The sequence below is a fragment of the Pseudomonas sp. GV047 genome (assembly GCF_003058245.1).
Lineage (GTDB): Bacteria > Pseudomonadota > Gammaproteobacteria > Pseudomonadales > Pseudomonadaceae > Aquipseudomonas > Aquipseudomonas marginalis.
Genome location: NZ_QCWA01000009.1, coordinates 134,918 through 159,287 on the forward strand (window position 1 = coordinate 134,918; position 24,370 = coordinate 159,287).

General features: G+C 63.3%; 21 protein-coding genes and 2 riboswitches. Of the genes, 5 read left to right on the forward strand and 16 right to left on the reverse strand.

Going from position 1 to position 24,370, the window contains the following annotated elements; all coding sequences use genetic code 11:
- Positions 1-14: 14 nt before the first annotated feature.
- The 10 genes from C8K58_RS22505 to C8K58_RS22550 form a co-directional block, all read right to left on the reverse strand.
- Positions 15-350, reverse strand: coding sequence for a nuclear transport factor 2 family protein (locus C8K58_RS22505; RefSeq protein ID WP_065927894.1), 336 nt, complete (start codon positions 348-350; stop codon positions 15-17).
- A gap of 51 nt (positions 351-401) precedes the next feature.
- The gene (locus C8K58_RS22510; RefSeq protein ID WP_027606462.1) at positions 402-1,118 is read right to left on the reverse strand and encodes a YafY family protein; all 717 of its coding nucleotides are present in this window, start codon (positions 1,116-1,118) and stop codon (positions 402-404) included.
- Positions 1,119-1,684: 566 nt separating this feature from the next.
- A complete protein-coding gene (gene pepN / locus C8K58_RS22515; protein ID WP_108574340.1) occupies positions 1,685-4,342 on the reverse strand; it encodes an aminopeptidase N in 2,658 nt (885 codons plus the stop codon).
- Positions 4,343-4,355: 13 nt separating this feature from the next.
- Positions 4,356-5,186 (reverse strand): DUF2797 domain-containing protein, encoded by an 831-nt coding sequence (locus C8K58_RS22520; RefSeq protein ID WP_108574341.1) that lies wholly within the window; start codon positions 5,184-5,186, stop codon positions 4,356-4,358.
- Entirely contained in the window at positions 5,183-5,443 is a 261-nt protein-coding gene (locus tag C8K58_RS22525; protein WP_027606465.1) for a YeaC family protein, read from the reverse strand. The genes C8K58_RS22520 and C8K58_RS22525 overlap by 4 nt, the downstream gene beginning before the upstream one ends.
- A gap of 62 nt (positions 5,444-5,505) precedes the next feature.
- A complete protein-coding gene (locus C8K58_RS22530; protein ID WP_027606466.1) occupies positions 5,506-6,429 on the reverse strand; it encodes a lipopolysaccharide assembly protein LapB in 924 nt (307 codons plus the stop codon).
- On the reverse strand, positions 6,429-6,914 hold the full coding sequence (locus C8K58_RS22535) for a hypothetical protein (protein WP_092357813.1): 486 nt from the start codon (positions 6,912-6,914) through the stop codon (positions 6,429-6,431). Before C8K58_RS22535 ends, C8K58_RS22530 begins: the two co-directional genes overlap by 1 nt.
- Entirely contained in the window at positions 6,914-8,263 is a 1,350-nt protein-coding gene (locus C8K58_RS22540; RefSeq protein WP_027606468.1) for a 26S protease regulatory subunit, read from the reverse strand. Before C8K58_RS22540 ends, C8K58_RS22535 begins: the two co-directional genes overlap by 1 nt.
- A 38-nt stretch (positions 8,264-8,301) precedes the next feature.
- Positions 8,302-9,276, reverse strand: coding sequence for a metallophosphoesterase (locus tag C8K58_RS22545; RefSeq protein ID WP_166655324.1), 975 nt, complete (start codon positions 9,274-9,276; stop codon positions 8,302-8,304).
- A complete protein-coding gene (locus C8K58_RS22550; protein ID WP_003190745.1) occupies positions 9,273-10,163 on the reverse strand; it encodes an NAD(+) kinase in 891 nt (296 codons plus the stop codon). Before C8K58_RS22550 ends, C8K58_RS22545 begins: the two co-directional genes overlap by 4 nt.
- Before the next feature lie 147 nt (positions 10,164-10,310).
- On the opposite strand from C8K58_RS22550, the gene C8K58_RS22555 reads away from it, so the two are divergent.
- Positions 10,311-11,258 carry a DUF1853 family protein gene (locus C8K58_RS22555; RefSeq protein WP_098479704.1) on the forward strand — a complete coding sequence of 316 codons (948 nt, stop codon included), beginning with the start codon at positions 10,311-10,313 and terminating at the stop codon, positions 11,256-11,258.
- Between the two features lie 126 nt (positions 11,259-11,384).
- On the opposite strand, the gene C8K58_RS22560 is transcribed toward C8K58_RS22555, so the two are convergent.
- The 4 genes from C8K58_RS22560 to cobW form a co-directional block, all read right to left on the reverse strand.
- A complete protein-coding gene (locus C8K58_RS22560; RefSeq protein WP_108574367.1) occupies positions 11,385-11,987 on the reverse strand; it encodes a VWA domain-containing protein in 603 nt (200 codons plus the stop codon).
- Positions 11,988-12,040: 53 nt separating this feature from the next.
- Positions 12,041-13,039, reverse strand: a complete 999-nt coding sequence (locus tag C8K58_RS22565; protein WP_027606472.1) for an ATP-binding protein — start codon at positions 13,037-13,039, stop codon at positions 12,041-12,043.
- A 228-nt stretch (positions 13,040-13,267) separates the two neighbouring features.
- Positions 13,268-17,029, reverse strand: coding sequence for a cobaltochelatase subunit CobN (gene cobN, locus C8K58_RS22570; protein WP_108574342.1), 3,762 nt, complete (start codon positions 17,027-17,029; stop codon positions 13,268-13,270).
- 3 nt (positions 17,030-17,032) lie between these two features.
- The gene (cobW, locus tag C8K58_RS22575; protein ID WP_027606474.1) at positions 17,033-18,094 is read right to left on the reverse strand and encodes a cobalamin biosynthesis protein CobW; all 1,062 of its coding nucleotides are present in this window, start codon (positions 18,092-18,094) and stop codon (positions 17,033-17,035) included.
- Between the two features lie 92 nt (positions 18,095-18,186).
- A riboswitch (cobalamin riboswitch) is annotated at positions 18,187-18,387 on the reverse strand.
- A 42-nt stretch (positions 18,388-18,429) separates the two neighbouring features.
- A riboswitch (cobalamin riboswitch) is annotated at positions 18,430-18,635 on the forward strand.
- 96 nt (positions 18,636-18,731) lie between these two features.
- Between cobW and C8K58_RS22580 the strand changes: the two genes are divergently transcribed.
- From C8K58_RS22580 to cobM, 4 genes are all read left to right on the forward strand, one after another.
- On the forward strand, positions 18,732-18,920 hold the full coding sequence (locus tag C8K58_RS22580; protein ID WP_027606475.1) for a CbtB-domain containing protein: 189 nt from the start codon (positions 18,732-18,734) through the stop codon (positions 18,918-18,920).
- Positions 18,921-18,931: 11 nt separating this feature from the next.
- Positions 18,932-19,636 (forward strand): CbtA family protein, encoded by a 705-nt coding sequence (locus tag C8K58_RS22585; protein WP_092357811.1) that lies wholly within the window; start codon positions 18,932-18,934, stop codon positions 19,634-19,636.
- Positions 19,633-20,025 (forward strand): cobalamin biosynthesis protein, encoded by a 393-nt coding sequence (locus C8K58_RS22590; RefSeq protein ID WP_027606477.1) that lies wholly within the window; start codon positions 19,633-19,635, stop codon positions 20,023-20,025. The genes C8K58_RS22585 and C8K58_RS22590 overlap by 4 nt, the downstream gene beginning before the upstream one ends.
- Before the next feature lie 70 nt (positions 20,026-20,095).
- Positions 20,096-20,842 carry a precorrin-4 C(11)-methyltransferase gene (gene cobM / locus C8K58_RS22595; protein WP_108574343.1) on the forward strand — a complete coding sequence of 249 codons (747 nt, stop codon included), beginning with the start codon at positions 20,096-20,098 and terminating at the stop codon, positions 20,840-20,842.
- Positions 20,843-21,283: 441 nt separating this feature from the next.
- Here the strand turns inward: cobM and nfuA are convergent, their stop codons facing one another.
- Positions 21,284-21,868, reverse strand: a complete 585-nt coding sequence (gene nfuA, locus C8K58_RS22600; protein ID WP_027606479.1) for a Fe-S biogenesis protein NfuA — start codon at positions 21,866-21,868, stop codon at positions 21,284-21,286.
- 93 nt (positions 21,869-21,961) lie between these two features.
- Positions 21,962-24,253 carry a fatty acid cis/trans isomerase gene (locus C8K58_RS22605; RefSeq protein ID WP_108574344.1) on the reverse strand — a complete coding sequence of 764 codons (2,292 nt, stop codon included), beginning with the start codon at positions 24,251-24,253 and terminating at the stop codon, positions 21,962-21,964.
- Positions 24,254-24,370 lie beyond the last annotated feature (117 nt).

The following is a 24,370-nucleotide window of genomic DNA, read 5'->3' on the forward strand; positions in this document are numbered from 1 at the left end:
CCCGCGATTATGACCTACAGGGAGATGTCCAGCCGTGAAATCTTGCCCTGCGCGTCCAGGCGAAAGGTGTAGCGCAACTCCAGCGGGCTGCCGGGAAAATTGCCGGAGACCACATTGCTGACCAGCACCTTGCCGGTACGGTGCTGCACCTTGAGCACCTCGACACGCGGCTGGTAGCGGCGCCCGGTGTCTTCCATCCAGCGTGCAATGGCGGCGGTGCCCACCTGGTGCTGGCCTTCATCGAACACATTGGCATCGTCGGCAAAACACTGGGCAATGACCGAGGTGTCGCGGGTATTGGTCGCCGCGATATAGGCGGCGATGGCGGGGGCCAATTCAGGCTGGGACATGGCAAAGCTCCTTTTCAGGTGGTTGTAACAGCATGCTAAGCCAGGGGTGTGTCAGTTTTTGTCAGGAGTGAACGGCCCGGATTCATTCTGCTCCATCAGCTTGCGCCAGGCCCGCAGCCAGTCGCTGCGCCGCCCCGGATAACGTTCGCCGACGACCTCGGCACTCGCCACGCGGTCGGTGCGAAAGGTGCGATACGCGCCGCGCAGCTCACACCAGGCCACGATCACCCGCACTTCATTGAGAAACCCCAGGGCCAGGGGCCAGATCAGGCGTTGACTCTGGGTCTGGCTGGCATCGGCGTAGTCGATATGCAGCTTGTCCTGATGCCGAATCGCTTCGCGAAATACATCCAGCGGCACGCGGTTTTCCGGGTAGCCAAACCCTGGCGGGCCGGGCAGCAATGTCGGGTTGCGCAAGGCTTCCTGCGCCGTCGGGTCGAGCACATCGGCGATTTTCGCCAAGGCGTTGGCGGCGGCACGGCTGAGCACGTCATCGCCGCGCTGGTCCACATAACGCAAGCCCAGCACGATCGCTTCGGTTTCTTCGGCGTTGAGCATCAAGGGCGGCAAAAACAGGCCGCTGCGCAGCACATACCCTACCCCGGCCTCGCCGAAAATCGGCGCGCCCAGGGCGGTCAACTCGGCAATGTCGCGGTACAGCGTACGCTCGGACACCTCCAATTGCGCCGCCAGCACGGCAGCGGTCACCGGGCGTTTCTTGCCCCGCAGGGCCTGCAACAACGTCAGTAAACGAGTGGTACGCGACACGTTGATCCTGCCGAAAAACAAAAGAGCTGCAGATTAGCAGAGCACCCTGTCAGAAAATGTCAGCAGGAAAACAGCCCCGATCAGACGAGCCCCGTCATTTAAGGAAGAACACTGCACTTGTGGCGAGGGAGGTGCCACTACCTCTTCGACGTAGCGCTGTCGCGCAGCAAACTGGGACCTCTGTGGCGAGCGGGCTTGTCGAATCGTCGCACCGCCCGCGCTGGGGCGCGAAGCGCCCCTGATGGAGACAAATGTGGTGTATCAGACACTCCTCTGCGCCTGGTTTTGGGGCTGCTGCGCAGCCCAACGCGGGCGGTGCGACGATTCGACAAGCCCGCTCACCACAAAAATGCGCTCGCCTGAAATTATTTATGCAGGACTCAAGACTTCAGTGTGAAATTTTATCCCTTTAAAATCAGTGAGTTATTTTAAGCTTGATAAGAGCTTGCTCCCGTCCGGGTCGCGAAGCGCCCCCAAAAGAGGGGACTGCTACGCAGTCCAACGGGAGCAAGCTCCCTCGCCACAGGTTACCCGTTGCACGTTCTATCGCTTACCTGGCCGGCGCTTTAAGCAAGACTCTTGCTGACCACCTCGAACACATCGCTGGACAACTCACCCGACCCACGAATGCGCTCCAGCTCCGCCTTCATCAACGCCTGGCGCGCGCCGTCGTATTTACGCCAGCGGGTCAGCGGCGCCAACTGGCGCGAAGCGATCTGCGGGTTGAACGCATTCAACTGGATCACCAGGTCCGCCAGGAAGCGGTAGCCCGAACCGTCGGCGGCGTGGAAGTTGATCAGGTTCTGCCCGGCAAACGCGCCGATCAGTGCACGCACCTTGTTCGGGTTCTTGAGCGTGAACGCCGGGTGCTCCATCAACGCCTTGACCCGCGCCAGCCCGCCCGGCAACGGGCTGCCGGCCTGCACGCTGAACCACTGGTCCATGACCAACGGGTTGTCCTTGAAGTTCTCGGCAAATACCGCCAGCGCCTGGGCCTTCTCCGCTTCGAACGGCGAGTTCACCAGCACCGCCAGCGCGGTCAGGCGCTCGGTCATGTTGTCGCTGGTGTCGAACTGCTCAAGGGTCGCCGCCAGCACTTCGGGCTTGCCGCTGAGCATCAGGTACGACAGCGCGATGTTCTGCAAGGCCCGCCGGGCGAAGTGCTCGGCCGCCGCCACATAAGGCGTCTGCTTGGACAGTTCGCGGTTGGCCTGGTAACGCAACCACAGCGGCTCATGCAGGTTGTCAGCCAGTTGCCTGCGCGCAAACTCACGCGCGGCGTGGATGGCATCCACGTCCGCGACGTCGCTGATTTCCGTCAGGTAGGCTTCGCCCGGCAACGACAGCATTTCCGCAACCATGGCCTGGTCCAGGCTTTCGTCGCTCAACACACTGCGCAAGGCCGTGATCAGGCGCTGGTCCATCTGCAACGCCTGGCCCTGCTGATGCTGGCCGATCAGTTCCTGCAACACCTGCACCGACAGCTGCTGGCCCGCATCCCAGCGGTTGAAGCCGTCGCTGTCGTGCTGCATCAGGAACATCAGTTGGTCGCGGTTGTACGGGAAGCTCAGTTTCACCGGCGCCGAGAAGCCGCGCAGCAGCGACGGCAACGGCTGTTCGGCGATATCGACGAAGGTGAAGGTTTGCTCGGCTTCGGTCACCGAGATCACACGGGACGTGGCGCCGGCCGTGGCTTCACCGGCCAGGCGCAAGGCGATGCCCGCGCCCTGCCCGTCCAGCAGGCCCAGCTCGACCGGGATCACGAACGGCAGTTTTTCGACCTTGTCCGGGGTCTGCGGGCAGCTCTGGCGGAAGGTCAGGCTGTAGGTCTTGGCCGCAGCGTCGTAGGACTCGCTCACCGCCAGGCGTGGCGTGCCGGCCTGGCTGTACCAGCGCTTGAACTGGCTGAGGTCGGCGCCGTTGGCGTCTTCCATGGCCTTGATGAAATCGTCGCAGGTCACGGCCTGGCCGTCATGGCGTTCGAAGTACAGGTCGCTGCCTTTGCGGAAGCCTTCGGCACCGAGCAAGGTGTGGATCATGCCGACCACTTCCGAGCCTTTTTCGTACACGGTCAAGGTGTAGAAGTTGGAGATCTCGATAAAGCTGTCCGGGCGCACCGCATGGGCCATGGGGCCGGCATCTTCCGCAAACTGGTGGGTACGCAGGTAGGCCACGTCCTGGATGCGCTTGACCGTGGCGGAGTTCATGTCGGCGGAGAAGCCCGAATCACGGAACACGGTAAAACCTTCCTTCAGCGACAGCTGGAACCAGTCGCGGCAGGTCACGCGATTGCCCGACCAGTTGTGGAAGTATTCGTGGGCGACGATCGCCTCGACCCGCTGGTGCGCGGCGTCGGTGGCGGTTTCGGCGCGGGCCAGCACGGCGCTGGAGTTGAAGATATTGAGGCCCTTGTTCTCCATGGCGCCCATGTTGAAATCGTTGACCGCGACGATCATGAAGATGTCGAGGTCATACTCGCGGCCGTAGGTTTCTTCGTCCCAGCGCATGGATTTTTTCAGGCTGGTCATGGCGTGCTGGCACTTGTCGATATTTTCCGGCTCGACGTAGATGCGCAGTGCCACTTCACGCTGGGTCATGGTGGTAAAGCTGTCTTCGACACACCACAGGTCACCGGCCACCAGCGCGAACAGGTAGGCGGGTTTCTTGAACGGGTCCTCCCAGGTTGCCCAGTGACGGCCGTCTTCGCCGGGGCCGCTGGCAATCGGGTTGCCGTTGGAGAGCAGCACCGGGTAGCGGTGTTGCTCGGCGATCACCGTGGTGGTGAAGGTGCTCATCACGTCGGGGCGGTCGAGGTAGTAAGTGATCTTGCGGAAGCCCTCGGCCTCGCACTGGGTGCAGAACATGCTGCCGGACTTGTACAGGCCTTCCAGGGCGGTGTTGGTTTCCGGGTGGATGCGCACGCTGGTGTCGACCGTGAAGGTCTCGCGGGTCGGATGCAGGGTCAGGTGGCTGTCCGTCAGCTGGTAGTCAGCCTCGCTCAGTTCCTGGTCGCCGAGGTTGACGGTCAGCAACTCCAGTTGCTGGCCGTCGAGTACCAGCGGCGGCAGGCCGGCGCCACGCTCGGGGTTACGGCGCATTACCAGCTGCGCGTGGACCAGGCTGTGGTCCTCGAACAACTCGAAGGTCAGGTGCGTCTCTTCGATCAGGTAGTCCGGCGCCTGATAGTCCTTCAGGTAAATCATCTTCGGTTGTTCGGTGCGCATGGGTGGCATCCTTCTACTGATGCACGGCGAGCTGGTAGGCCGTGTACTTACGAATATTGATAACGCCGGTGTCGAAGATCAGGTATTGGCCCTTGATCCCCAGCAGCGTGCCTTCGGCAATCGGGTTCTTGTCCAGGTTGAAGCTGACGATCTTGGCTGGATACTGCTCCACCGGGTAGCGGATTTCCAACGGTTCGAGGTCGGTTACCGGTTGGATGGCCTGCAGGCCGAAGCGTTCCTGCAATTGCAGCAGGCCATCGGCGCAGGAGGCGAACAACTCGTCGCGCACCTGCTTGAGGTCCACCGCCGCCGCGTCACCCTTGAGCAACGCACGCCAGTTGGTCTTGTCCGCCACCTGGCTGCGCAATACATCCTCGACAAACCCGGATTGCTGGCGCGTCGCCACGCGCATGATCGGCAGCGCCTGGCTGGCGCCCTGGTCCAGCCAACGCGTCGGCAATTGGGTGGCACGGGTGATGCCGACCTTGATGCCCGACGAATTGGCCAGGTACACCACGTGGTCGGTCATGCAGAATGTCTCGCCCCAGCCCGGATCGCGGCAGGTGCCGGCGTCGTAATGGCAACGCTCGGGGCTCATGATGCACAGGTCACACTGGGCCAGCTTGGTCATGCACGGGAAGCAATAGCCCTGGCTGAAGCTGGTCTTGGTCTTGCGGCCGCAATGGCTGCAATGGATGGCGCCGAGGTATTCCAGGCGTACATGGGTGCCGATCAGGGGGTTGACCGGCACCTCGGTATCGCCCAGGCGAAACGCGTATTGAACGGTCGGCTCACCGAGTTGCGCCGACATTTTGCTGACTGCACCGCGACCAATTTCAATCAATGGATCGCATCCGACTTGAACAGGATGTTCGGCACGGTGGTCGACTTCGACTGGCATTCCTGCGGGCCCATGTAGCCGGTGCGCTGGTCTTCCGGCAGGTTCTGGATCTCCCAGGCGATCATGGCCTGCAGGGACAGCTCGCGCTGCTCGGCACTGAGCTTGCGGCCATCGGACCACTTGCCGATTTCCACGGCGAGCTTGAGGCTCGCGTAGATGTCCGGGGTGATGTTTTCGATCATTTCAGCAAAAGACGACATGTGAACAACCTCTGATAACGGTCGCTGGTTCAGCGAGTACATGGGTGACAGGGCCTGGCCCGTCAGAATTCCTTGGAGAGCTTGACCTGTACCAGCTCCTTGTCGAGCAAGCGCCGGAAGATCTGCGGCGCGGCAAAGGTGTAGGCGGCAAACGCCAGCCACACCCAGTTGACCATCTCGGCCACTTGCGGATAGCCCTGGGCTGTCAGGGTAATGACCACTACACGGTAGACCACAAACATGAACAAAAGCAGGATGATGGCGCGGGTAGCGCTGCGCTCGTTCATCCAACTGTTGAAACGCCACCAGGTGCCGAGGAACACATTGCTGCGAGCCTTGACGGCGGTGAGCAAATGCAGCGCCGCGACGTTTGTGGCGTTTTCCTGCAGGGCCCAGATCGCGTGGTCACGGGCGCCGTTGATGTCACCTTCGCGCAGCAACAGGTGACCAAGCACCACCACCGCGGCCGCGTTCGAAGGGTCTGCCTGTAAAGCCTGGCGGGCGAATTGATACGCCTGGTCCCAATGGCTGCTGGCGCGGTGGAACTGCGCCATGGCCACCAGGTTGGCCGGATCGTCCGGCCCCAGTTCCAGGGCTTTTTCCAACGGCTCGCGGCTCTGTGCCAAACGGCCGGTCAACTGATACAGGTCGGCCAGGCAACGATAGTTCACCGGGTTGAGCGGCTCCATATCCAGCAGTTGGGTCACATGGTCCTGCGCCAACTTGAACTTGCGTAAGGCGATGGCGACTTGCGCGGCCGCGTAATGGGCCAACGGCAGTTGTGCATCGGCGGCCAGGGCCAGTTGCACTTCACGCTTGGCGGCATGCACCCGGCGCATGTTCATCAGGCAGATCGCCAGCAAGGCGTGGGCTTCGGCCGAATGCGGGTCGCTGGCGAGCAATTGGCGCAGCGCGTCGATTGCGCCGTCGTTATGGTCGGCCTGCAGGCGTTGGTAGGCCAGTTGCAGCAGATAGTCGGTATTCATCAGCTCACCACCAGATACCACAGGGTGTACGGCAGCCATTTGACGACCATGCCTTTAAGCACGAAGCCACCAATCAACGCCAAGGGAAAACCAAAGCGGCTCAACTCGCCGCCGTAATACTGGTAAATCTCGATGGTCGCGTTTTGCTGCATGTACAGCAGGTAGCCAATGGTGAGTTTCCACACCACCAGCACCAGCAAGGCGTATTGAATTTCCGCCTGGGTCTGGAGATAACCGGCGCCCACCAGTTGCAGCAGTACAAACCCGATCACCAGGCTGCCCAGCAGCGCCACACCCGCAAGTATCCACTCGCGCACGCGCGTCGGACTGCCGACGGCAATCGAGTTGAACACAAACCACGGCAAGCCCAGCCAGGCACCGCCGAGCATCAAGCCTAACAGCGGCCAGAACGGCGAAACCGCCCACTTGGCCAAGGCCCCCGGACGCGGTTCATCTTCGATGCGGTAACCACCGTACTGCGCCATCAGCGGCCCTTCCCGTGTTTGTCGAGGAAGGCCAGGACTTCGTCGTACTGGTTGCCTTCATTGGCGTACCGCGCGTAGTTACGCGCCGTGGTCAGCCATTCCAGGGTCGTGGCGCGCACTTCTTTCAACGCCGCCTTGAAATGCCGATCGCAGATGGACTGCTCGGTGCCACTGTCGATCGAGGCCTCAATCGCTTCGTCAGCCGCAGTCTCCACCAGCTCGCTGAGGTCGGCGCCGGAGAACCCCGAGGTGTTCTTGGCCAGGAAGGCAAAGTCGATGTCGTCAGCCATAGGGCGACCTTTCATCATCGACTTGAGCATGCTTTCCCGCGCCGGACGGTCCGGTGGCGGCACAAACAACACCCGGTCAAAACGGCCAGGGCGACGGAACGCCGAATCCACCGACCATGGCACGTTGGTCGCCGCGAGAATCAGCACGCCATGGTTGTCATTGGTGAAGCCATCCATTTCGGAGAGGAACTGGCTCACCAGCTTGGACGACGTCGACTCACGGGTATTGGCACGCTTGCCACCCAGCGCCTCGACCTCGTCAAAAAACATCACCGCCGGCGCCTGGGCCCGCGCCTGTTCGAACAACGCGTGCAACTTGCGCTCGGACTCGCCGATGTACATGTCCAGTACATCGGAAATTGCCACGTTGAAGAAGGTTGCCTTGCACTCCCCCGCCGTAGCGCGGGCCAGCATGGTCTTGCCGCAACCCGGCGGACCGTACAACAGCACACCGCCGCCGACTTTCTTGCGAAAGCGCTGGAACAGGCCCGGCTTCTGGTACGGCAGGATGATCTTTTTATGGATGGTCTTTTTCAGCTCATCCAGGCCACCGATGTCGTCAAAGGTCAGGGTTTCCTTTTCCGGCACCAGCAGGCGCACCACTTCGCTCTGGTCGGTGTCGTCATTGGAGATCACGCGCAAGCGCGGGCGGCCCTCGGCACCTGGAAAGTCCACCACCGACACGTTCAAGCGGCGCCACAACGCCATATCTTCCAGGGCCGGGTTGGCATCCACTGCCGCCCGGTATTCCACCTGGGCCTCTTTAAGGCGCTCGAGCGCTGCCAGGGTGCGAGCCTTGAGCAGGCGCGCGGCTGGGTCTTCACCCTCGATCAAAGGCAATGCCTTGTGCGCCTGGCCGGCGGCCAGCAGTAGTTGGGCGGCCGCCAGCTTCAACGCCGGGGCGTCAGGCCACTGCTCAAGGTCGGCGGGCAACAGCTTCAGCCCGCGCTCATGCTCGCCGCGCTCAAGGCTGGCACCGAGCAGCAGGGTCAGCAGCGCGACGTTACCGGGGGCAGCGGACAGCGCGGCCTCCAGTTGGTCGAACGTCGAATCATCCATGGAGTTTCCTCAAAAGTGCGTTTGCAGCGCGCAGGGGCTCATGTGAGCACCTCCGGCCGCTCGACATCGACCCACACGAACTTACGCGGGTCGAGGCGGGTTTCCTGGTCCAGCCGATACGCCACCAGCTTGCCGTACAGCACCGCGCTGTAGTCCAGGCACGCCAGGTTCGGGCGGATCGGCGCCGGTTTGCCGCTGCGCCAGTAATGGCCGACGAACAGCAAGGGTTCGTCGGCGCCGTAGCGCAGCAGGGAATTCTTTTCATGGGGCGACAATGGCGTGCGCGCCACCGGCTCCGGCAGTGCGTCGGGCTGGAACACGATGTCGCCGTAGGTCTTAGGGTCGTCTTCCCAGAACTTGGTGCGGAAGAACGAGCGCGTCAGGCCATCGCCACCGGTCAGCGTCAGGCCATCCGGCAGGCGCATATCGGTGCCGCGCAACAGGCGGTCGAAGGCGTTGCAGGCAAAACTGCCGGGCACGGCGGCGGCCTGCAGGAAGTGCTGGTCGATGCAGCCATCCGGGAACGTCGCGCGCAGCGGTTGGATAAAGCCGTCATCCCAGCACGCATGCACCACGCGGAAGCGCCCGGCATCGACAAACAGCGGCATGTCGTAGAACCAGGCGAGGAAGTCGTGCCAGTCGGCCGGGTGCTGCTCGAACTGGGTCAGGGTCTCGTGGATCAGCCGCTCATGCCGTGGGGTGTGCTCACGCACGAACTGCCTGCCACTGCCCGGCGGCGCCGGTGTGGCCCAACCCAGTGCATTGAACTCGTGGTTGCCCATGATGCACAGCGCCTGGCCGGCCTCGGCCATGTCGTGGACGATATGCAGCGCCTCGCGAATGCGTGGGCCACGGTCGATGATATCGCCGAGGAACACCGCCATGCGCGAAGGATGGCGCCAGGTGCCGCCCTGCTTGTGGTAACCCATCTGGTCGAGCAAGTGCTCAAGGGTATGAGCGCAACCGTGCACGTCACCAATCAGGTCGTAGCTACGCGCGGGATCGAGCATCAGTCGCCTCCACCCCCCAAGCGGCTGCCCCAGCCCAACTTGGTGCGGCACACTTCGTAGTAGTTGTGATCCAGCGGGTGGATCAAGCGCAACTTCTGTGCCTTCTTGCTCACGGTGATGGTGTCACCGGGGGCGCAGGTGAAATGGTTCTGCCCGTCGCAGGAGACTTGCGGGTAGATCTGCATGTCTTTGGACACCACGATTTTCAGCTCACTGTTGCCATCGACCACAATCGGTCGGCTGGACAACATATGGGGGTACATCGGCACGATCACAATGGCATCGAGCTTGGGGTGCATGATCGGGCCACCGGCCGACAGCGCATAGGCGGTGGAGCCGGTCGGGGTGGCGACGATCAGGCCGTCGGCCTTCTGGCTGCACACGAACTGGCCGTCGATATACAGCTCGAATTCGATCATCCGCGTGGACTTGCCGGGGTGCAGCACCACGTCATTGAGCGCATCGCCCTGGCCGATGGCTTCGCCGTGGCGGCGCACTTCGGCCTGCAGCAGGAAGCGGTTTTCCACCAGGTAATGGCCGTCGAGCACCTTGGCCACTTCGACTTCCAGCTCATCGGGGCGGATATCGGTGAGAAACCCCAGGCTGCCACGGTTGATCCCCAGCACCGGCACGTTATGCCGCGCCAGGGCCCGGGCCGCGCCGAGCAGGCTGCCGTCGCCGCCGACCACGATGACCATGTCGCAGACTTCGCCGAGCATCTTGCGCGAGGAGGTTTGCAGGCCGTGACCGGGAAGGATTTCAGCGATGGTGTCTTCGAGGATCACATGCAGGTGGCGTTCCAGCAGGAATTTTTTCAGCCGGCGGACGGTGTCCAACACCTGGGTACTGCCCAGGCGACCGATAATGCCGATATTGCGAAAGTGCTCCATGGGGCTCCTGCGGGATTGGGGGGTGGGGCAAAAAAGAAACGATTATGGGCGAAAGGCCGGCTCAGGCAAAATCCTTTGTCGCCGTGAAGCCTTGATGACAACGGTTCTCAGCCCCCTGCGCAACGGTTAAAAGGCTATGCTCGGACCATGACTGTGTTCCCGGATTTGCACAACCTGCCCCGCCAGCTGCGCCACCCCGAGGTGCGCGACCTGGCGTGGGTGATGCTTGCCCCGCCGATGCTCGCGCAGACACCGTGGCCACAGCGCCACCCGCTGGCGGGCAGCGACTGGGTGCAGGCGCCCGACCTCCTTGAACACTGGCTACGTGCACTCGACCGGGACAGCCGTGCCTTGCAGCACTGGTTGAGCCTGTCACGCACCCGGCGCCTGGGCCTGTACTACGAACGCCTGTGGCAGTTCGCCGTGCAGCATGCGCCGGGGGTGGAACTGCTCGCCGCCAACCTGCCGATCCGCCGCGCCGGGCACACCCTGGGCGAGCTGGACATGCTGCTGCGCGACCGTGATGGCGTGCACCACCTGGAACTGGCGATCAAACTCTACCTGGGCCCGCAGGACGGCAACGGCCAGGACACCGCGCAGTGGCTGGGCCCAGGCTGCCATGACCGACTGGACCGCAAGCTGGCGCACCTGGCCCAGCATCAACTGCCGATCTCGGCGCGGGCAGAAAGCCGCGAGGTGTTGGCGGCCCTGGATATTCAGCAGTTTGATGCGCACCTGTGGCTCGGCGGGTATTTGCTCTATCCCTGGCCTGGGCTGGCCGAACCGCCCCACGGCGCACACCCGCAGCATCTGCGCGGGCGCTGGTTGCATCAGCGGGACTGGCGGGATTTTGTCAGCGCCAGTGCGCCAGGTCGCTGGCAACCATTGCCCCGGCACGCGTGGCTGGCGCCGGCGCACTACCCGGCGGATGAAGTGTGGAGTGAAGCACAGATGCAGGCCTGGCTGGCAGACCTTGATCCGATGGCGCCTGCGCAGTTGCTGGTGCGCATGGTGCAGAACGGCGAGGATTGGGAGGAAGCCGAGCGCTTGTTCCTGGTGGCGGATCTTTGGCCGAATGTGCCGGGGGCTGGCTGATAGAGTGTGTGGTGTATGTGAGGGCCTCATCGGGGGCAAGCCCCCTCCCACACTGACTGCATTCCAAATGGGTGTACTCGATCAAATGTGGGAGGGGGCTTGCCCCCGATGGCTGTGGTACCGCCACTACACCTCATCGATATGCCGATAATCCAACTGCAACCCCACCGCCAGCTCCTGGGCCCGCCCCAGCCTGATCGGCCCGCGCTCGATATCCACCAGCAACCCCGCACACGCCAGTAACGGCAACCCGACGATATCCTTGAGGCGCCCATCCGTAATCACCAGTACACGCTGCTGCTCGGCCGGATAACGCTTGCGCCGCGCCACCAGCCAATGCGCGGCCTCGGTCAGCGCCGCCAGCAACGGCGTACCACCGCCCGCGCCCAACTGATCCAGCCAGCCCGCCAGGCCTTTCGCTGCTTTCAAACCCTGTACCTGCCACTTCGGTGCCTGGCCGCTGGCAGTCAACAACGCCATGCGCGCCCGTTGCCGGTAGGCGTCGTCAAACAGCTGGGCGAGCAAGCCCTTGGCGTCGGTTAATGCACGATGCCGCCGCGTGGACGCCGACGCATCCACGATCACCAGCCACAACTCATGGGCCGAGCGGCTGCGCAGGTGGTAGCGCAGGTCTCCACGGGAGTGCGGCCGGCCGCCGAGCAAGGTGCCCGGCCAGTTGATCGAACCCTGCTGTGCGCCGCGTGCCTTGCCCTGCCTGCCGTTGTCCAGTCGCCCCGCCTTGGGCCGGGCATCCGCCCCCGCGTCAGGTCGGGGGCGAATGCCTAGGGCTTTTTTGGCCAGGCAGGCACGTCTCGGCGAGCGCCAGTGGGCAGTGCCGGTGCGGGCATATCGCCCCATTGGCCTTGGCCGGGCGAGGTGTCCGAGGGTGTCGGCGCCTGCCCTTGATTGGGTGGGCTGGCCGGTGGGGATTGCACCTGGCGACGGTGGCGCAAGGCAAATTCCGCCACTGCTTCGATGTCTTCTTCGGCAATGGTATCCGCGCCCCGCCACGCCGCGTGGGCCCGGGCGCCGCGCAGCCAGACCAGGTCGGCGCGCAAGCCGTCGACACCGGCAGCAAAGCAACGCTCGGTGATCTGCGCCAGGGCCTGATCATCCAGCTCGATACTGTCCAGCCGCGCCCGCGCCTGGGTACAGCGCTGGCGCAGCGCCGCCTGTTGCCCGGCCCACTGGGTGCAGAACGCGGCGGGGTCGCTGTCGAAATCCAGGCGCCGCCGAATAATCTGCCCGCGTTCGGCCGGCAGCGTCTGCCCGCTCAGCGCCACGTTGAAACCGAAGCGGTCCAGCAGCTGCGGGCGCAACTCGCCCTCCTCCGGGTTCATGGTGCCGATCAGCACAAAGCGCGCCGAATGGCGATGGGAAATGCCGTCGCGTTCGATCAGGTTGGTGCCGCTGGCGGCGACGTCGAGTAACAGGTCCACCAGGTGATCGGGCAACAGGTTGACCTCGTCGACATACAGCACGCCGCCGTCGGCCTTGGCCAGCACCCCAGGGGAAAACTGCGCGCGGCCTTCGCCCAGCGCGGCATCCAGGTCCAGGGTACCCACCAGGCGCTCTTCGGTGGCGCCCAACGGCAAGGTGACGAATTGGCCGCTGGCCAGCAGATCCGCCAGGCCACGGGCCAGGGTGGATTTGGCCATGCCACGCGGGCCTTCGATCAGCACACCGCCGATCTTCGGGTCGATGGCGGTCAGGCACAGCGCCAGTTTCAGGTCGTCGGCAGCGACCACGGCGGACAGCGGGAAATGGGGAATATCGGTCATCCGTTCTCTCTTTAAATTCTGCTGTACAAGTAATCACCCGGTCATGAGCAAGCTACTTGTGGTGAGCGGGCTTGCCCCGCGCTGGGCTGCGAAGCAGCCCCAATAGGAGCGCTGCAGTGTGCCAGGTAGCTCCGGGACTATGTTTTTGGGGCCGCTTCGCAGCCCAGCGCGGGGCAAGCCCGCTCACCACAACAAGCCCGCCAGCCACAACAAGCCGCATCTCGCGTTCTAGCTGTCTTCTTCTATATCCAGCAACAGGTTTTCCAACGCCTCGCGGTACGCCCCCGGTTCCTGCCACAAACCGCGCTGCTGGGCTTCGAGCAGGCGCTCGGTCATATCGCGCAGCGCCGCAGGGTTGTGCTGCTGCACGAACGCGCGGGTGTCAGGGTCCAGCAGGTAGGCGTCAGCGAGCAACGCATATTGATGATCGTCGATCAGCGCCGTAGTGGCGTCGAAGGCGAACAGATTGTCCACGGTCGCGGCCATTTCGAACGCACCTTTATAGCCATGGCGCTTGACCCCTTCGATCCACTTGGGGTTGGCGGCGCGGGAACGGATCACCCGGTTCAGCTCTTCCTTCAAGGTGCGAATCCTGGGCAGGTCCGGCTGGCTGTGGTCGCCGTGATAGCTGGCGGCCTTGTCGCCGCTCAGGGTTTCCACGGCGGCGAGCATGCCGCCCTGGAATTGGTAGTAGTCGTTGGAGTCGAGCAGGTCGTGCTCACGGTTATCCTGGTTCTGCAACACCGCCTGCACCTGGCTCAGGCGCTGGGCGAACTGCTCGCGGGCGGCGGTGCCTTCATCGGAACCGCCATAGGCGTAGCCGCCCCAGTTCAGGTAGACCTCGGCCAAGTCCTCGCGGCTTTGCCACAGACGCCCGTCAATGGCGCCCTGCACGCCGGCGCCATAGGCACCGGGCTTGGCCCCGAAGATACGCCAGCCGGCCTGTTTCGCCGCGGCCTCCGCATCCAGGCCGGAGGCCAGCAATGCCGCGCGCTCACTGCGCACCTTGGCGGCCAGCGGGTTCATGTCGTCCGGCTCATCCAGGGCCGCCACGGCTTGTACCGCCGCGTCGAACAGGCGAATCAGGTTGGCGAAGGCATCGCGAAAAAACCCGGACACGCGCAAGGTGACGTCCACGCGCGGGCGGTCCAACAGGCTGATGGGCAGGATTTCAAAATCATCCACCCGTTGACTGCCGGTGGCCCACACCGGCCGCACGCCCATCAGCGCCATGGCCTGGGCAATGTCGTCGCCACCGGTGCGCATGGTGGCCGTGCCCCACACCGACAGGCCGAGTTGGCGCAGGTGGTCGCCGTGGTCCTGCAGGTGCCGTTCAAGTATCAGGTTGGCGGACTGGAAGCCGATGCGCCACGCGGTGGTGGTGGGCAGGTTGCGCACGTCAACGGTGAAGAAATTGCGCCCGGTCGGCAGCACATCCAGGCGCCCCCGGCTCGGCGCGCCGCTTGGCCCAGCCGGCACAAAGCGCCCGCCGAGGGCCTCCAGCAAGCCGCGCATTTCCGCCGGGCCGCAGGCGTCGAGGCGTGGCGCCACGACGATGCGCAGGCTTTCGATCACCGCCTTCACTTCTTCCCAGCCGGGCTCTTCCAGCTGTTCCAGCGGCCCTTCCAACGCCTGCTCGATCATTCGCGCAGCGTACAGTTCCAGGCGCTCGCGGGTATCCCCGGCGGTGCGCCACTGCTGCCCATCGATCTTCTGCAACACTGCCGGGCGTCGCCCGGTCCAGGGCTCGGCCAGGGCACAGTCCAGGGGGTCAAAACCCAGCGCGAACGCCTTGGCCAACACGCGCAGCAGGCTCGATTGCGGGCCACGGCCGTCGCCACGCGGGATGCGCAGCAAGGCCAGCAAGGTGTCGATGCGCAAGCGGCCCACGGGGGACTCGCCAAAGATGTGCAGGCCGTCGCGGATCTGCGACTCCTTCAAGTCGCACAGGTAGGTGTCGAGGCGCGGCAGCCAGATAGCGGCATCGGCGTCGCCATCCAGTTCAAGCTCCTGATCGATGCGGGTTTCGCGCACCAGCTTGAGGATGTCTTTTTGCAGCTCGCGGGCCCGGCGTGGGTCGAGCAGTTGGGCTTCGTAATATTCGTCCGCCAACAGCTCAAGGTCCCGCAGCGGCCCGTAGGTTTCGGCGCGGGTCAGCGGCGGCATGAGGTGGTCGATGATCACCGCCTGGGTACGCCGCTTGGCCTGGGCGCCCTCGCCCGGGTCATTGACGATAAACGGGTAGATGTTCGGCAGCGGTCCCAGCAGCGCATCCGGCCAGCAGTTTTCCGAGAGTCCCACGCCCTTGCCCGGCAGCCATTCGAGATTGCCGTGCTTGCCCACATGGATCACGCCATGGGCGCCGTAGGTGTGGCGCAACCAGAAGTAGAACGCCAGGTAGCCATGGGGCGGCACCAGGTCCGGGTCGTGGTACACCGCGCTGGCATCCACCTGGTAACCCCGGGCCGGCTGGATGCCGACGAAGGTCTGGCCCAGGCGCAGGCCGGCGATCATCAGGCGGCCGTCACGGAACATTGGATCGTTGTGCGGGGCCCCCCATCGCTCCAGCACCGCCTGGCGGTTGGATTCAGGCAAGCGATTGAACATGGCCTGGTAGTCGTCCAGGCCCAGGCTTTGATGACAGGGGCGCAGGTCGAGGCTGTCGAGGTCGTTGGTGACGCCGCCGAGCAGGTCATGGATCAGCGCAGTGCCGCTCTCAGGCAGTTGATCCGGCACCGGATAGCCTTCGGCCTGCAGGGCACGCAGGATATTCAGCGCGGCAGCCGGGGTGTCCAGGCCCACACCATTGCCGATACGACCATCGCGGGTCGGGTAGTTGGCAAGGATCAGGGCGATGCGTTTATCCCCATTCGGCACCCGTGCCAGCTCGACCCAACGGCGCGCCAGTTCGGCGACGAAATCCATGCGTTCGGGCGCTGCGCGGTAGCACACCACGTCCGACTGGCTGCGCTCGCTGCGCCAGGCCAGATCCTTGAAGCTGATCGGCCGGCTGATAATCCGCCCGTCCAACTCGGGCAAGGCAATGTGCATCGCCAGGTCGCGCGGGCCCAGGCCTTGCTCGCTGGCCTGCCAGCCCGGCTGGTTATCCTGGGCGCAGATCGCCTGGATCACCGGGATATTGCGGCGAAACGGCCGCAGATGCGGGGCTTCGGGGCTGGATTGGGCAAAACCGGTGGTGTTCAGGATCACCGCCGCGCCGACCTCATCCAGCAGGTCCTCGACCACCGTCAGGCAGCCGGGCTCTTTCAAACTGGCCACCGCCATCGGCAACGGGTTAAGGCCCGCCGCTTGCAAACGCTGGCAGAACACATCGATAAAACCGGTATTGGCCGCCTGCAGGTGGGAGCGGTAGAACAGCACCGCCGCCACGGGCCAATCCGCGTGCCAATCGGTCTGCCAGTCATTGAGGCGAGGGTTGGCTTTGTGCGGGTGATAGATCGCGGTGCGCGGCAAGGTCTGCGGCTCGGACCACGGGTAATCGCGGTCCAGGTAGCCGCTGGCCAGGCAGCGGAAAAAATCCAGCGCGTTAGCGAGCCCGCCCTGGCGCAGAAAGTGCCACAGGCGGTCGCGCTGTTCGGCACTCACCGTGCTCAGGCCGCTGAGTTCCGGGTCCGGGCGGTCATCCCCCGGCACCAGGATCAGCGTAACGCCGCGCTCGGCCAGCTCCACCAGGCGCTCGATACCGTAGCGCCAATAAGCGATGCCGCCGTGCAGGGAAATCAGGATGACCTTGGCGTGGCGCAGCACCTCGTCGACATACAAATCGACCGAGGCGTGGTTCTGCACCTGCATCGGGTTGGCGAGGCGCAGGCTGGGGTAATCCTCGGGCAACTGCTGGGCCGCTTCGGCCAGCAGCGCCAGGCTGGAATCGCCGCTGCACAGGATCACCAGTTCGGCGGGAGTTTGGCCAAGGTCGGCAATATTGTCGTCCGCGACGAAACCACCGGGCTGAGTCCTGAGCAGGTGCATGGGTTAAACGCTGAGGGCGGCGCGCAGTTGCGCTTCGAGGCCCGCGGCGTCCAGCTCTTGGCCGATCAGCACCAGCCGCGTGATGCGCGCTTCGTCGGCGCCCCAGGCACGGTCGAAGTGCTTGTCGAAACGCGTACCCACACCCTGGATCAGCAGGCGCATCGGCTTGTTCGGGATGGCGGCGAAGCCTTTGACGCGCAGGATGCCGTGCTGAACCACCAATTGGTTCAGGGCGTCGAGCAGCAGCGCTTCGTCGGCTTGGGGCAGGTCGATGGAGATGGAATCGAAGGCGTCGTGATCATGCTCGTCTTCACCTTCGTGGTGATGATCGTGGTGGCTATGGCGAGCGTCGATATGTTCTTCGGACCCCGCGCCCAGGCCAATCAATACGTCCAACGGCAGGCGACCGCTGCTGGCTTCGATGATCTTCACCGCCGGCGGCAGCTCTTCAGCGACTTCCAGGCGCACACGGGCCAGGTCTTCGGCGCTGATCAGGTCGGATTTATTGAGGATCACCAGATCGGCGCTGGCCAGCTGGTCGGCAAACAGCTCGTGCAGCGGCGATTCATGGTCCAGGTTCGGGTCGAGCTTGCGCTGGGCGTCGACCTGGTCCGGGAACGCGGCAAAGGTGCCGGCGGCCACGGCCGGGCTGTCGACCACGGTGATGACCGCATCAACCGTGCAGGCGCTGCGGATTTCCGGCCACTGGAAGGCCTGCACCAAGGGTTTTGGCAGGGCCAGGCCCGAGGTTTCGATAAGGATATGGTCGAGGTCGCCGCGACGGGCGACCAGTTCGCGCATCACCGGGAAGAACTCTTCCTGCACCGTGCAGCACAGGCAGCCGTTGGCCAGCTCGTACACACGGCCGTTGGCCTCTTCTTCGGTGCAACCGATGGAGCACTGCTTGAGGATCTCACCGTCGATACCCAGCTCGCCGAACTCGTTGACGATCACCGCAATACGACGGCCCTGGGCGTTGTCGAGCATATGGCGCAGCAAGGTGGTCTTGCCCGAGCCGAGGAAGCCGGTAACGATGGTGACGGGAAGTTTGGCCAGTGTTTTCATCGGATGCCCTTTGGGGCGGGCATACGGGACGATAGGCCCTGCGGCGGCGCGCAGCAGCAGATTTCGTCACCGGATCACCCCGCCCGGTTGAATTGGAAAATCGGTGGCGAGGCAGGTCTCCTGGCTTGGGGCTTGCGGGTCTTGCGACCGGCGCCGACTGCGCCTTCCCGCCGCAGTGGCAGTGGCGTGGCAGTCAGATAAACCCTTCACAGTTGCGGGGGCAGCCGCGGCTTGGACCGCGTTCCCTTCTTAGCTTCGGCCTGGGCCGAAGAACCTCGAGGGTGCAAGGCTACAGGGGCTCGCCGCATTTGACTACCGTCCCCGGCCCATGCTCTCCTACACATCTTGTTTCGGGTGCCCTTCACAGGGTGAAACGGGAAACCGGTGAGTCATGGCGTCATGACGAGTCCGGTGCTGCCCCCGCAACGGTAAGCGAGTGAAGCGTCAGATCCACTGTGCCTGTACGGCATGGGAAGGCGACGCTTTATAGACCCAGTGTCCCTCGCAAGCCCGGAGACCGGCCCGAATAACATCGAATAACAAACCCGCGGTGGGCGGGCGCTGTTAAAACCCTGCGTGCCTGGCTCGCGGGGTTTGCATGCGCTCGTGTCACCCTGACACCTGAAAGGGACGCGCCATGTCGATCATCAGCAGCACCTCGCACACCGCCAGCAGCTCCGCCACCCTCAGCCAACGCCTGACCGCCGCCATCGGCGCGTCGATCCTTGGCGCGTGCCTGGTGTATTTCGCCGGTTTCTCCCATATCGAGGCGGTGCACAACGCGGCCCACGATACCCGCCACAGCGCCGCGTTCCCGTGCCACTGAGGCCTGCCGACATGATCAAGCGTATTGCGCAAACCGCAGGGTTCACCGGCTTGCTGGCCGCCCTGCTGCTGACCCTGCTGCAAAGCTTCTGGGTCGCTCCGCTGATTCTGCAGGCGGAAACCTTTGAAAAAGCCCCGGCCGCGACCGAAGTCGTGCACGAGCACGCCGCTGGCGCCGCTGCACACTCCCACGACGCCGAAGCCTGGGAGCCCGAAGACGGCTGGCAGCGTGTGCTGTCGACCACCGGCGGCAACCTGGTGGTGGCCGTCGGCTTCGCCCTGATGCTGGCCGGCCTCTACACCCTGCGCGCACCGACCCGCACGGCCCAAGGCTTGCTGTGGGGCCTGGCCGGTTACGCGACTTTTGTGCTGGCGCCCACCCTGGGTCTGCCACCGGAGCTGCCGGGCACTGCCGCCGCCGACCTGGCGCAACGGCAAATCTGGTGGATCGGCACCGCTGCCTCGACGGCTGTGGGTATTGCCCTGATCGTGTTTGGTCGCAACTGGCTGCTGAAAGTCCTGGGCGCGGCGATCCTCGTGGTGCCGCATGTGATCGGTGCACCGCAGCCGGAAACCCATTCGATGCTGGCGCCGGAAGCCCTCGAAGCGCAGTTCAAGATCGCTTCGCAGTTGACCAACGTGGTGTTCTGGCTGGCCCTGGGCCTGATCAGCGCCTGGCTGTTCCGCCGCAACCGCGACGATCAATACTCGGCATGACCCTGGTGGTCGGCCTGGGTTGCCAGCGGGGTTGTGATGTAGACACCCTGCTGGGCCTGTTCGACAGCGCCCTGGCCGAGGGCGGGGTCGAGCGCCAGCGTGTCACCGCACTGGCCAGCATCGACCGTAAACAGAACGAGCCAGGGTTACTCGCCCTGGCCCGACTGCTCGACCTGCCCTTGCAGTGCTTCAGCGCCGGGCAACTGGCCGTTTACGAAGCCCGGCTGAGCCACAAATCGGCGGTCGCGTTTGCCCATACCGGCTGTTACGGCGTCGCCGAAAGTGCCGCCCTGGCCCTGGCCGAACAGCTCTGCGGCGGCCCTGCCCGCTTGTTGATCACCCGCCAGAAAACCGCCCAGGCCACCTTTGCATTGGCCTGCGCCGGCTAAAATCCCGATAATCGCCCTTCCCGATCATGAGCAATCTTCATGCTCGCCCGTTTTTCCACAGGAATTCTCCATGACCATCTACTTCATCGGCGCCGGCCCCGGCGATCCGGAATTGATCACCGTCAAAGGCCAGCGCCTGATCCGCAGTTGCCCGGTGATCATCTATGCCGGCTCACTGGTGCCGGCGGCGGTGCTGGAAGGTCATCAGGCGCAACAAGTGGTCAACAGCGCTGAACTGCACCTGGAACAGATTATCGAACTGATCAAGACCGCCCACGCTAATGGCCAAGACGTGGCACGGGTGCACTCCGGCGATCCGAGCCTGTATGGCGCGATTGGCGAGCAGATCCGTTATTTGCGTGAGTTGGGCATCCCCTTTCAGATCATTCCCGGCGTCACGGCGGTGGCCGCCTGCGCAGCCTTGCTGGAGACCGAACTGACCCTGCCGGACATCGCCCAAAGCGTGATCCTGACCCGCTACGCCGATAAAACCCGCATGCCGGCCGGAGAGGACTTCGACAGCCTGGCCCGCCATGGCACCACCATGGCGATTCATCTGGGGGTCAACCATTTGGAGAAGATCGTCGCCGAACTGCTGCCGCACTATGGCGCGGACTGCCCGATTGCCGTGGTGCACCGGGCGACATGGCCGGATCAGGATTGGGCGGTCGGCACGCTCAGCGATATTGCCGACAAAGTCGCCGCCAAGGGCTTTCGGCGTACGGCGTTGATTGTGGTGGGTCGGGTACTGGCGAGTGATAGTTTCAGTGAGTCGTCGTTGTATCGGGCGGGGCATGCGCACCTTTATCGGCCTTGATTATTTACTTTAAAAAATCAAAGCAATCCATTGATTTGAATAGCTAAACACAAAAAAATGTGGGACGGGGCTTGCCCCCGATGGCGGTGTGTCAGCCTGCTCATGAGTCGACTGAGGCACCGCTATCGGGGGCAAGCCCCCTCCCACATTTGACCTTACTTGTCAGGGAGATAGAGTCAACATTCGAAATTGATTTTTTAATTCACAAATCATCAGCAACACGCTGATTTAACTGAATAAATTCAAAAAAATGTGGGAGGGGGCTTGCCCCCGATGACGGTGTGTCAGCCTGCTCATGAGTCGACTGAGGCACCGCTATCGGGAGCAAGCCCCCTCCCACACTTAATCCTACTTGTTAGATAGATGGCATAACTGCTTGAATTTTAATAATAAAAAACGGCGCTCACGGGCGCCGTTTTTTGTTCGCAGTGAACGCCTTACTCAGTAGTAGGCGTTTTCTTTCTGCGTGTGGTCTGTCACGTCACGGACGCCCTTGAGCTCCGGAATACGCTCGAGCAAGGTCCGCTCGATGCCCTCGCGCAGGGTCACGTCTGCCTGGCCGCAGCCCTGGCAGCCGCCGCCGAACTTCAATACGGCAATGCCGTCATCGACGACGTCGATCAGGCTGACCTGACCGCCGTGGCTCGCGAGCCCCGGGTTGATCTCGGTTTGCAGGTAGTAGTTGATGCGCTCGTTGACCGGGCTGTCGGCATTGACATTAGGCACCTTGGCGTTGGGCGCCTTGATGGTCAATTGGCCGCCCATGCGGTCGGTGGCGTAGTCGACCACGGCATCGTCCAGGAAGGCTTCGCTGAAGTTGTCGATATACGCGGTGAAGCTTTTCAGCCCCAGGGCGGTGTCTTCAGGTTTCTCTTCACCGGGCTTGCAGTAGGCGATGCACGTCTCGGCGTACTGGGTGCCAGGCTGGGTGATAAAGACGCGGATGCCGATTCCCGGGGTGTTCTGCTTGGACAGCAGGTCAGCCAGGTAATCGTGGGCGGCGTCGGTAATGGTTATGGCAGTCATGGAAACTCCTCACAGGCTTGCCGGCAGTTTACGCCAAAATATTACGCAGGTACAAAGTCCGAGTAATTTTGTCGGAAAAGACGCTGGCCTCTGTCAGAGGTTTTCATAACGGTTCATATCCAGCACCCCTTCTTCCACCGGCGTCGTCTCGCGGATGTACTGGGACAAATCGTGGAAATACTGCCAGAACAACGGGTGGCTGCGGCGCACACCCCAGCGGTCGACAATTTTCTCAAAGCGATTGGCGTCCTTGGCCCGCTCCATTTCGGCGACGAATTCGGGCACCTCCTGGGCAGGGATGTTGAACATGAAGTTCGGGTAACTGCTGAGCACTCCAGGGTAAAGGGTCAGCGTGTCCAGGCCCGGCTGATAGCGATAAGCCTCACCCAGCAGAAATGCCACGTTACTGTGGGCGCGATTGCGCAGCAGGCTGTAGACCACGCGCTTACCGCTGGCGGTTTCGACGCGCAGCATCGTCGCTTCAGGTAACTGGTCAATCACCTTGAGCCCCGCCGCCGGGCGTGAAGTCAGGCGGCTGAGCGCCTGTTCGGCGTCCTGCAGCGCCGGGTCGATACCGTCGCGCGAACAAAACGCGCCCCCGCAACGGTTGATCGGATCCGGGCTGGCATTCAGGTCACCGTAGCGGGCAAGCAACTGGTTGGCGAAGTCGCGCTTGGGGTCCTTTTTATCCAGGTGCAAGGCGGTAGGCGTGTCGTCGTCGATGGCTTCGTAATCCAGCCACAGCTTGATCTTGCCGCTGTTCTGGTACCAATCATCCATAAAGGCATCGCGGCTATTGGCCGGCATCAGGCGCAGGAAGTTCTGCTCGGCACCGTTGCGGATCAGGTCGAAGTACAGCCGGGTCTGGGCCTGGTGCGATACGTTGCCGAACACATCGAAATTGACCACCAGTTGGTAGTAGGTGCGTTCGAGCAACGGATAGTCGAACAACCACAGTGTCTGCGGGACTTCACCGATCAGGCCCTTATTCACCGAGGCGCTGTCGAAATGACGGAAGATGCTTAACAGGGCATTGTCATTGCCGGCCCACAAGGTCGACCAACTGGGCGCCGGCAGCTCGGCATAGCTGTCTCGCCGCAGGGCTTCGTACTGGTTGCGCTTATCGCGGTATTCGAGCCACAGGCTGAGCACACTGCCCACGTCGTCATTCTGCCCTGGCATCGCCAGCAACGGCGTGGCCTGGCCGCGATAGCGGGCATCGGTGATGTACAGGTCGTGGTCGGGCGCCTGGAACAACGCCCAGAAATTGTCGCGGATCACGTCCGTGGCAATTTGCCCGCGGCACACCGGCCCGCGAATAAACGTGCGCACAAAGTATTCGGCGTTATCCAGCATGAACTGGTAACGCGCCTGGGCCGGAATCGCCTCGAACGTCTCGAAAGGGTTGGCCCGCCGGCCAGGGCCGTAGCCGGGCAAGGCGCTGACCTGCCAGTCGCCGCTGTAGAACAGGGCTTTGACCCGCGCCATTTTTTCCGCGCTGAGGGGGTAGGTGATATGGGTCTTGTGGACGATCACCCCTTCCACCGGCCACAGACGGTAGTACACGCGGGTGCCGGGATCGTCATTGGGGCGGCGGGTATTGATCAGGTCAATCGGCTGGCCGCTGGGGGTACGCGAGCGCACCCACTGGAAGAAATGCCCAGGCTCACCGTCTTCGAAATACAGATGCGCAATGAACAGATGCTCGAACAACCAACGGGCCACCAGGCTTTCCCGTGCGCCGGGGGCGTTGAGCAGGTTCTCCCATTGCAGCACCTGTGCGGCTTCACGGGCGCTGGGGGCCACGCCCTGCTGGTCAATCGGTGCACCGGAGGCCAGCCAGCGCTGCAGGGTCTGGTACTGCTGGTCGCTCAGGCCGGTGACCGCCAACGGCATGCCCTCCTTGGGATGAGCACCGGCATAGGCGTTGAACTCGCCGGGTGTGGCGCACATGTTTTCGCGGTTCAGGCCCAATACGATCTCTTCGGGCAACCTGGCATTGGGCTTCAGCGCTGCGGTATGCCCCAGCTCCAGCATGCGCGCCATCAACGCGGCCTGGCTGCCCTGGGCGTCGAGTACCGAATAAAAGCCCTTCTGCTGCCAGGCCTGCTTGCCGAAGGCATCATAGAACAAGCGCGTGGTGGGTGTGGCCTGGCTGCGCTCGCCGTCGTAGACCGGCACTTTGGTCGCACCGCGCGCCGCGCCCTCGGCACTGCCCAGGTTGAGCTGGCACGCGGAGTCATAGCACGCATGGCAGGCCACGCATTTCTCGGTGAAGATCGGCTGGATGTCGCGGTTATACGAGATCGCCGGAGCGGGACCTTCTGCCAGAGCGCTGCTGGCTATCAATGCCAGGACGGCGCTGACGATAAGACGAAGTGACATGTATCCGGTCCCGATTCAATGCGTGCGATTTAAAGTGGCGGTGATTCTACCGGGCCATGCACCCGCTCAACATGAGCGATATTCATGCAAAACCCCGGCATGCCGCAAATCCGCACA